Consider the following 6,810-nt stretch of genomic DNA (forward strand, 5'->3'; position numbering starts at 1 on the left):
CGCGCCGCATGATGTCGCGGTCGGCGTCCCGCTCCGCCGTCGTCGGCATCGGGTCCGGCTCGCCGCCGGTCGACAGCCCCAGCCGCACCCGGCCTTCGCCGGCAAGATCGAGCACCGGGCCAAAGGCCTCGCCTTCGCGCAATTCACCGGCGGCCAGACCATCGTCACCCATGACGATCTCATTGCCCGGACCAAGCGTGCGCCCCTGCAGGATGCCGGCCATTTCCAGCGCCTTGGTGTTGGCCCACATGGTGTGATGGTCGGGCGCCGCCATGCAGAACGGGCGATCGGGCAAAATGGCGTCGAGGTGATGGCGCGTCACGCGCTCGCTGCCGAGCACGGTGTAGTCGACGCCCTGGCCGACCAGCATCTTCGCGTCGGGCCGGGTCGGCGCATAGTCGCGGATCGCCTTCTGCAGCGCCTCGAAGCCATGAATACCGGTGAGTTGAAGGTGGGCAAGTTCAGCCCCGCCCGAAAACAGATGCATATGGGCTTCGATGAACCCCGGGACCACCGAACCGCCCTTGGCGTCGATGACCCTGGTGGCCGGTCCCTTGAACTCTTCGATGGAGGCGCGGCTGCCGATGGCGACGATTGCGCCATCCTTGACGGCGACAGCCTCGGCGGTGGGATTGTCGTCGTCGATGGTCAGTACACGACCATTGATGACGATCAGATCCGCATTGTGACCCGCACCTGTGACAGACATCGCGACTCCGCGCTTTTGACGACTGACTGAGACCGACAACCTCTTGTCCAACGACCTGCCACTCCACCGGAGCGGCGCCATGGGACGAAAAAGAATGCCAGCGCGCTGTCTTGGAAATTCCCCTTGTCATCCCAAGAGGCAGCGTGGATAAAGAATGCGACTGATTATTCGCGTTTGTCAACATACCGAATCTGGAATGTATTGTGGACAGCAAGCTCCCACCATGTTGAGACCGGGCGGGGAACGAGGACATCGGACGGTGAAGCGCAGTCTCGACCGCAAAACCAGGATAGCGCTCGAACCGCGCAAGCAGCCGCGGCAACAACGCTCCAGCAAGGTGGTCGACCGGATTCTCGACGCAGCGCTGGTCTTGACGCGGGAGCAAGGAACCAAGACGCCCACGACGCTCGCCATTGCGCAGCGCGCAGGCTTGTCGGTTGGTTCGATCTACCAATACTTTCCCAACAAGGAAGCCATTCTTCTGGACCTCGCCAGGCGCTGGCTGTCATCCTTTCCCGAGGTGATCGCCAAGCGTATCAAGGTCGCCCCGCCCACCAACCGTGAAGAGTTTCGGCGCGAAGTGCGCAAGCTCTTCATCGACACGTCCAGACTCTACCTCGAAAACGCCAGCCTGATGCCGGTGATCGAGGCCATTTCAGGCAATGCCGACCTCAGGCCGATCCAGAACGAATATGACGAGCAGATCATCGCGCTCTACGCCGCATGGCTGCAGCATGTGAACCCGGCGCTTGAAGACAAGATCGCCGGCCGGCTCGGCGTGCTGATGATGGACGTCGGGCACGCGTGCCGGCTTGTCGGGCTGAAAAGGGACCGCAAGACATACGACCTCATCGAGGACGATGTGGAAAGAATGTGGCTCGCTCTGGTGAGCCCTTATCTCAATCTTGAATCTTGACTGATTTCACACTTCGAGAGGAATTTATGAAGACTGTTTTCTCCCCTCTGCACGCCGGCCATGCCGGCCAAATGGAACTGGTCACATCAGCCATCGTGCCGGGTTTCGAAAAGCCATCGCGGGCCGAATTCATCAAGGCACGGGTCGAAAGCGAGAAACTCGGTCCCATCATCGCGCCGCACGAACATGACCTCGCCGCCGCCAAGCGCATCCACAAATCGGACTATATCGACTTTCTCCCGACAGTCTGGCCGCAATGGCTGGAAGCAGGCCTCACGGGCACGGCGATGCCCTTCACCTGGCCGACGCGCGGCCTGCGCGGCGACGTGCCACCAAAGCGCGTCGACGCACTGCTCGGCTATTATTCCTTCGATGCCGGCGCCACCTTCGTCGAAGGCACATGGGCTGCGATCAAGTCTTCCTACGATGTGGCGCTGACCGCCGCCGGCCTGGTCAAGGATGGCGAGGCTTCCGCCTTCGCGCTCTGCCGTCCGCCCGGCCACCATGCCGGGGCTGGCTTCATGGGCGGCTATTGCTACATCAACAACGCCGCCGTCGCCGCGCAATGGTTCCGCGACCAGGGCGCCAGACGCATCTCGATCCTCGACGTCGACTATCACCACGGCAACGGCACGCAGGAGATCTTCTACGACCGTGCAGACGTCCAGGTGCTCAATCTGCATGGCGATCCGATGGTCGAGTACCCGTTCTTCCTCGGCCATGCCGACGAACGCGGCGCGGGTGCCGGCGAAGGCTTCAACATCAACTATCCGATGCCCTTCGGCACCGACTGGGATGCATGGAACGCCTCGCTCGAGGATGCCTGCGCCAGGCTCACCGCTTATGCACCGGATGTCGTCATCGTCTCGCTGGGTGTCGATACGTTCGAGAAGGACCCGATCAGCCAGTTCAAGCTGAAGACATCGGACTATCCCAAGATCGGCCGCCGCATCGCCGGGCTCGGCCTGCCGACGCTGTTCGTCATGGAAGGCGGCTATGCCGTCGAGGAGATCGGCATCAACGCGGTCGGCGTGCTGACCGGGTTCGAGGATCGGTAAATGCCTGTCGTCCCGGAGCATCTAGCGGTTTTGGGACAACGACAGGCATAAGCAAAAGGCCACCGGGACCGGGCGGCAACATCGCCCGGCTCCCACGATCAGGCCAAGGCCTTAGCGTTCGGCGCCAGCACCGGCGCGCCCGTCCATTCAAATACTCCCTAGCCTGGGGAAATCGACCGGCTGCCGAAATGGCCGGCGAAGATTTTCGCGTCCCGGTCTTCTGTCCGAGGCGCGAAAACCGACCTCTGAGTCGCACGTGAGTCCACCGGATTCGATTTTGTCAAATCGCGTTTGATGTCAGATTCAACTGCGGGTAGATTAGACCCGAATCAGCCGGTCCTTGGGGGGCGCGGCGACCACCCAAAGTCTCTTGTTCCGGAGCTTTTCCGGCACCAGACGCGGACGGCTTCGCGTTCCCTGAATGGATTCGGGATTTGGTTCGGCGCAGCCCTGCGCCACGCGTGTGTCTTCGTCAAAGTAATGCGTATTCGGGTTCGGCGGCTGGCTCCCAGCATCCGGACAGCAGAAACGATTCCGGCCAAAAGCAACAAGAATGAGCAGTCCCGCCGCACTTCTTCAATCCGACACATTGGGCTCGCGCCTGACGTCGCGCGGCGATCTCACCAGCTTTTTCATGCAACTGACCGCCGAGATCGGGGCCGACAGCTACATGTTGGTCGCCATTGTCCACGACCAGGACCGCAACGATGCGCGCATCGTCTCCTCCAACTGGATTTTCGATGCCATCGAACTGATCGGCAAGCGGCTGATCGCCGGGCTCGCGCAAGGCGCGCTCACCGTCGCGCCAGGTATCCGTCCACATCCGCTCGTGGCATCCCGGGCACCAGAAACAGACGGATTGATCACCGGAGAGGAAGCCCGCCTTCTCGACGTGCTCGGCCATGCCGAAATCTATTCGCTGCGCCTTAATGTCGGTCGCCAGCGCCTGTTCGCCCTGTTCTCTGCGGCGACCGCCGGCAGCATCGACCAGCCGGCGTTGATGCGGGCGCAACTGAAATGCTGCTACGCGCTCTCGCACATCCCGCAACTGATTGCCGCTGCCGCCATGCAGGATCCGTTGTCGGATCGCGAGCGCGAATGCCTGTTCTGGGTTTCCGAAGGCAAGACCACCGACGAGGTCGCCGTCATCCTTGGCGTCTCCTCCAACACCGTCAACAGCTACATCACCCACGCCATCCAGAAATTTGCGGCCAGCAACCGCGCGATGGCCATCGCCACGGCGATCAGGAGCGGCATCATTTGAAACACGCCGATATCAAGGAAACGGCCGAAGCCCTTTTCAACGAGCAGCGCAACCCGTTCGGGGCCTTCACCCTTAGCTCCGAAACCCATCACGCTGTCACCATTCCCGATGCCGTGCGCCGCTGCCGCTGGATCGCCGTTGACATGAATGCCTCGGCTTTCGGCCTCTTCTTCGTAAGCCCCTCGCCCGAGCGGGCGCGGCTCGTGCCATGCTTTGATTCCGACTATCCGGGCATTGCCGTGGCGACCAAGTTCATCTCAGGCGCCAACGGCGAGGAGATCGTGCGCCACACCCGCCTCTCGACCGAACCGCGCTGGTGGACGGATGACGGCGTCCTTGCCATGGTGGAGCTGTTTACCACTCTCGCCTGGACCGAGCAGATGGCGGCGCTGGTGCCCGGAACCAGCGGCATCGCTTTTCCCGTGCACGCCGACCGCGGCCAATGCGGTCTTGTCGTATTCCTGGGCTCGGAGATGACCTTGCAGCAGGATGCGCTCTACGAAATACACGCCCGCTGCTTTTCGCTGTTCGCCGCCGTCGCCCGCATCCGTCCGGGCGATACCGGCCGCATGCGGGCAATCTCCAAGCGCGAGCTCGAATGCCTGAAGCTGACCGCCAACGGCAACACCAGCGAAGAGATCGCGCGGCTCCTGAAACTATCGGTGCACACCGCTAACCAGTATCTGACCCAATCGACCCAGAAGCTCAACGCCGTCAATCGCAACCAGGCCGTGGCCAAGGCGCTGCGGCTGGGCTTGATCGAATAGGGGTTTTCGACAGGCAGCTCGATAGCGACCGACGTCAGCGATAGGCGAGCGGCTCGACCCTGCGGATGCGCGCCTGTTCGATCACCGCCTCGAGCAGCGCCGTATTGTGCTCCGGGTCTTCGCCCGGCTTCTCGAACGACACGTAGTTGACCGCCACCGAAGCGCCGAGCTCGCTCAGCGTCAGCTGGAAATAGACGGTGACGCCGGGCGGCCTCAGTTCCAGATCGAGCACGATGCGCGGGCTGCCGCTCCAGTCGACATGCGCCTCACCACCATGGCCGAGCCGCAGAGTGCCCGGCATGAAGAACAACTCGACCGCTGAATCGACCAGGTCCGACAGGCACGCGAAATGCTCCAGCCGGATAAAGGCGATGTAGTCGGCGACATCGATCAGCCTGAGTTCCCCCACCACCTGCTCGATGGCGCTGGCGACTATGATCTCGCGAGATTTTGCGTGTGGTTGCCGGTTCATGAAATCTGTCTGCGCTCAGCCTTTTTCGAGTAGACGATCCGCACCAGTTCGGCGACGGCCTGGTAGAATTGTGACGGGATCACACTATCGACCGAAACTTGCTTGTACATGGAGCGGGCGAGCGCCACGTCCTCGAAGACCGGGATGTTGTGTTCCCGCGCGATCTCGCGGATTTTCAGCGCCACCAGATCCTGCCCCTTGGCCAGCACCATGGGTGCCGAGTCCTCGTCGCGCACATATTTCAGCGCGATCGAGAAGTGCGTTGGGTTGGCGATGATCAGCGTCGCGCGCGGCACCGCCGTCATCATCCGCTTGCGCGCCCGGTCGCGCGCCAGCGAGCGCAGCCGCGACTTGACGATCGGGTCGCCCTCGGACTGTTTGAACTCGTCCTTGACCTCCTGCTTGCTCATGCGCAGATCCTGCTTCCAGTGGAAGCGCGACCAGACGATGTCGATTGCCGCGATCAGCCCCATGACGAAGACGATCGCCACCAGGATGTCGACGGCGATGCCGCGGATGACGAGACCGAAGGCGACCGGATTGGTGATCATCCCGGCGAGCAGCTTTCGGTGGTCTTCCGACAGCGTGAAGCTCAGCACGACGATGGCAAACCCGACCTTGCCGAGTGACTTCAGGAACTCGACCCAACCCTGGATGCCGAACAGCCTGTTCCACCCCTTGGCGATCGAAATGCGCGAGAGTTGCGGCCGGACCCGCTCGCCTACGAATTGCGGCATGTTCTGGAACACCGAGGCGCCGACGCCGGCGACGGTCAGCAGCACCATCAGGCTCAGGACGGCGCGGCCAACCTCGAGGAGGACGATCTTGTAGAGCGCGATGACGTCGGTCTCGGTGTCCATCGGCCAGGCTTCCGGCTTCTCCAGGAACATCGACAGGAACATGCCGAGATCGATGATCGCATCCTTGGCGTAGAAGACGGTGAACACCAGGATGGCAACGAACGAGGCAAGGAGCGCTGTCTCCCGCGAATGGGGCAGTTTGCCCTGTTCGATGGTGTCGCGGATCTTCTTTTCCGTCGCCTCTTCGGTTTTCGAATCCTTGTCGACCGCGTCAGCCATGGCGCGGCCTTAGGCGGCGTCTTGGGTCGAGGGCAGTTCGAAGGCGCCTTCGCGCGACAGGCGGATCGTCGTCGTAACGATCGTCTTGCGGGCCGCCGTGATGTCGGCGAGAGGGACCCCGTCCGAGCCCTGTCCGAGTTCGGCTTCGATCATGCGCCGCGAGCGGGCGCCGATGGCCGACAGCACCGATTCTGCGAGTGCGGCCGAAGTGCCGCGCAGGGCCAGCGTGACCAACTCCGTCGACAGCCCGTCGAACAGCAGCACCCGGGCTTTCTGGGTGAGCAACGGCAAGTCGTCGAAAGCAAACAGGCGGGCCCTCACACCGTCGAGATCAGGCGTGCCGGCTGCTTCCAGATCCTGCATGACCTCCTCGAGCAGCGGCTTGTCGAGTTCGTTGAGAACGCTGGCGACACGCGCCTGCCCGGCCGAGGTGTCCTTGGTCGAGGTTTCCGCCAGCACGCTGGTGCGCAGCCGGTTTTCGACGATCCTGGCGGCAGCGTCGGGAACATTGGCCATCGTCACCATGCGCTTGATGATTTCTCCAC

At 62.5% G+C, this 6,810-nt stretch carries 8 protein-coding genes; 4 read left to right on the forward strand and 4 right to left on the reverse strand.

Going from position 1 to position 6,810, the window contains the following annotated elements; translation table 11 throughout:
- The coding region (locus EN750_RS12455) for an amidohydrolase family protein (RefSeq protein WP_145967597.1) at nucleotides 1-709 on the reverse strand (709 nt) is incomplete at its 3' end.
- Between the two features lie 259 nt (nucleotides 710-968).
- Here EN750_RS12455 and EN750_RS12460 point away from each other — a divergent pair.
- From EN750_RS12460 to EN750_RS12475, 4 genes are all read left to right on the forward strand, one after another.
- On the forward strand, nucleotides 969-1,625 hold the full coding sequence (locus tag EN750_RS12460) for a TetR/AcrR family transcriptional regulator (RefSeq protein WP_127396599.1): 657 nt from the start codon (nucleotides 969-971) through the stop codon (nucleotides 1,623-1,625).
- Between the two features lie 26 nt (nucleotides 1,626-1,651).
- Complete coding sequence (locus EN750_RS12465; RefSeq protein ID WP_127396600.1) at nucleotides 1,652-2,683, forward strand: histone deacetylase family protein; 1,032 nt, start codon at nucleotides 1,652-1,654, stop codon at nucleotides 2,681-2,683.
- Nucleotides 2,684-3,236: 553 nt separating this feature from the next.
- On the forward strand, nucleotides 3,237-3,947 hold the full coding sequence (locus EN750_RS12470; RefSeq protein ID WP_127268993.1) for a helix-turn-helix transcriptional regulator: 711 nt from the start codon (nucleotides 3,237-3,239) through the stop codon (nucleotides 3,945-3,947).
- Complete coding sequence (locus EN750_RS12475) at nucleotides 3,944-4,714, forward strand: helix-turn-helix transcriptional regulator (protein WP_127396601.1); 771 nt, start codon at nucleotides 3,944-3,946, stop codon at nucleotides 4,712-4,714. Before EN750_RS12470 ends, EN750_RS12475 begins: the two co-directional genes overlap by 4 nt.
- Before the next feature lie 34 nt (nucleotides 4,715-4,748).
- Here the strand turns inward: EN750_RS12475 and EN750_RS12480 are convergent, their stop codons facing one another.
- From EN750_RS12480 to EN750_RS12490, 3 genes are all read right to left on the reverse strand, one after another.
- On the reverse strand, nucleotides 4,749-5,186 hold the full coding sequence (locus EN750_RS12480) for a hypothetical protein (RefSeq protein WP_127380740.1): 438 nt from the start codon (nucleotides 5,184-5,186) through the stop codon (nucleotides 4,749-4,751).
- Nucleotides 5,183-6,265, reverse strand: a complete 1,083-nt coding sequence (gene flhB, locus EN750_RS12485) for a flagellar biosynthesis protein FlhB (RefSeq protein ID WP_127396602.1) — start codon at nucleotides 6,263-6,265, stop codon at nucleotides 5,183-5,185. Before flhB ends, EN750_RS12480 begins: the two co-directional genes overlap by 4 nt.
- A 9-nt stretch (nucleotides 6,266-6,274) precedes the next feature.
- On the reverse strand, nucleotides 6,275-6,810 hold a 536-nt coding region (locus EN750_RS12490; RefSeq protein ID WP_127396603.1), incomplete at its 5' end, for a FliG C-terminal domain-containing protein.

The sequence above is a fragment of the Mesorhizobium sp. M7A.F.Ca.ET.027.03.2.1 genome, assembly GCF_003999175.1.
Taxonomy (GTDB): domain Bacteria; phylum Pseudomonadota; class Alphaproteobacteria; order Rhizobiales; family Rhizobiaceae; genus Mesorhizobium.

What these genes read in the sequence shown, in the direction of transcription:
- EN750_RS12465 (WP_127396600.1), top strand. Translation starts at nt 1,652, where the DNA reads ATGAAGACTGTTTTCTCCCCTCTGCACGCCGGCCATGCCGGCCAAATG.
- EN750_RS12470 (WP_127268993.1), top strand. Translation starts at nt 3,237, where the DNA reads ATGAGCAGTCCCGCCGCACTTCTTCAATCCGACACATTGGGCTCGCGC.
- EN750_RS12480 (WP_127380740.1), bottom strand. Translation starts at nt 5,186, where the DNA reads ATGAACCGGCAACCACACGCAAAATCTCGCGAGATCATAGTCGCCAGC.
- flhB (WP_127396602.1), bottom strand. Translation starts at nt 6,265, where the DNA reads ATGGCTGACGCGGTCGACAAGGATTCGAAAACCGAAGAGGCGACGGAA.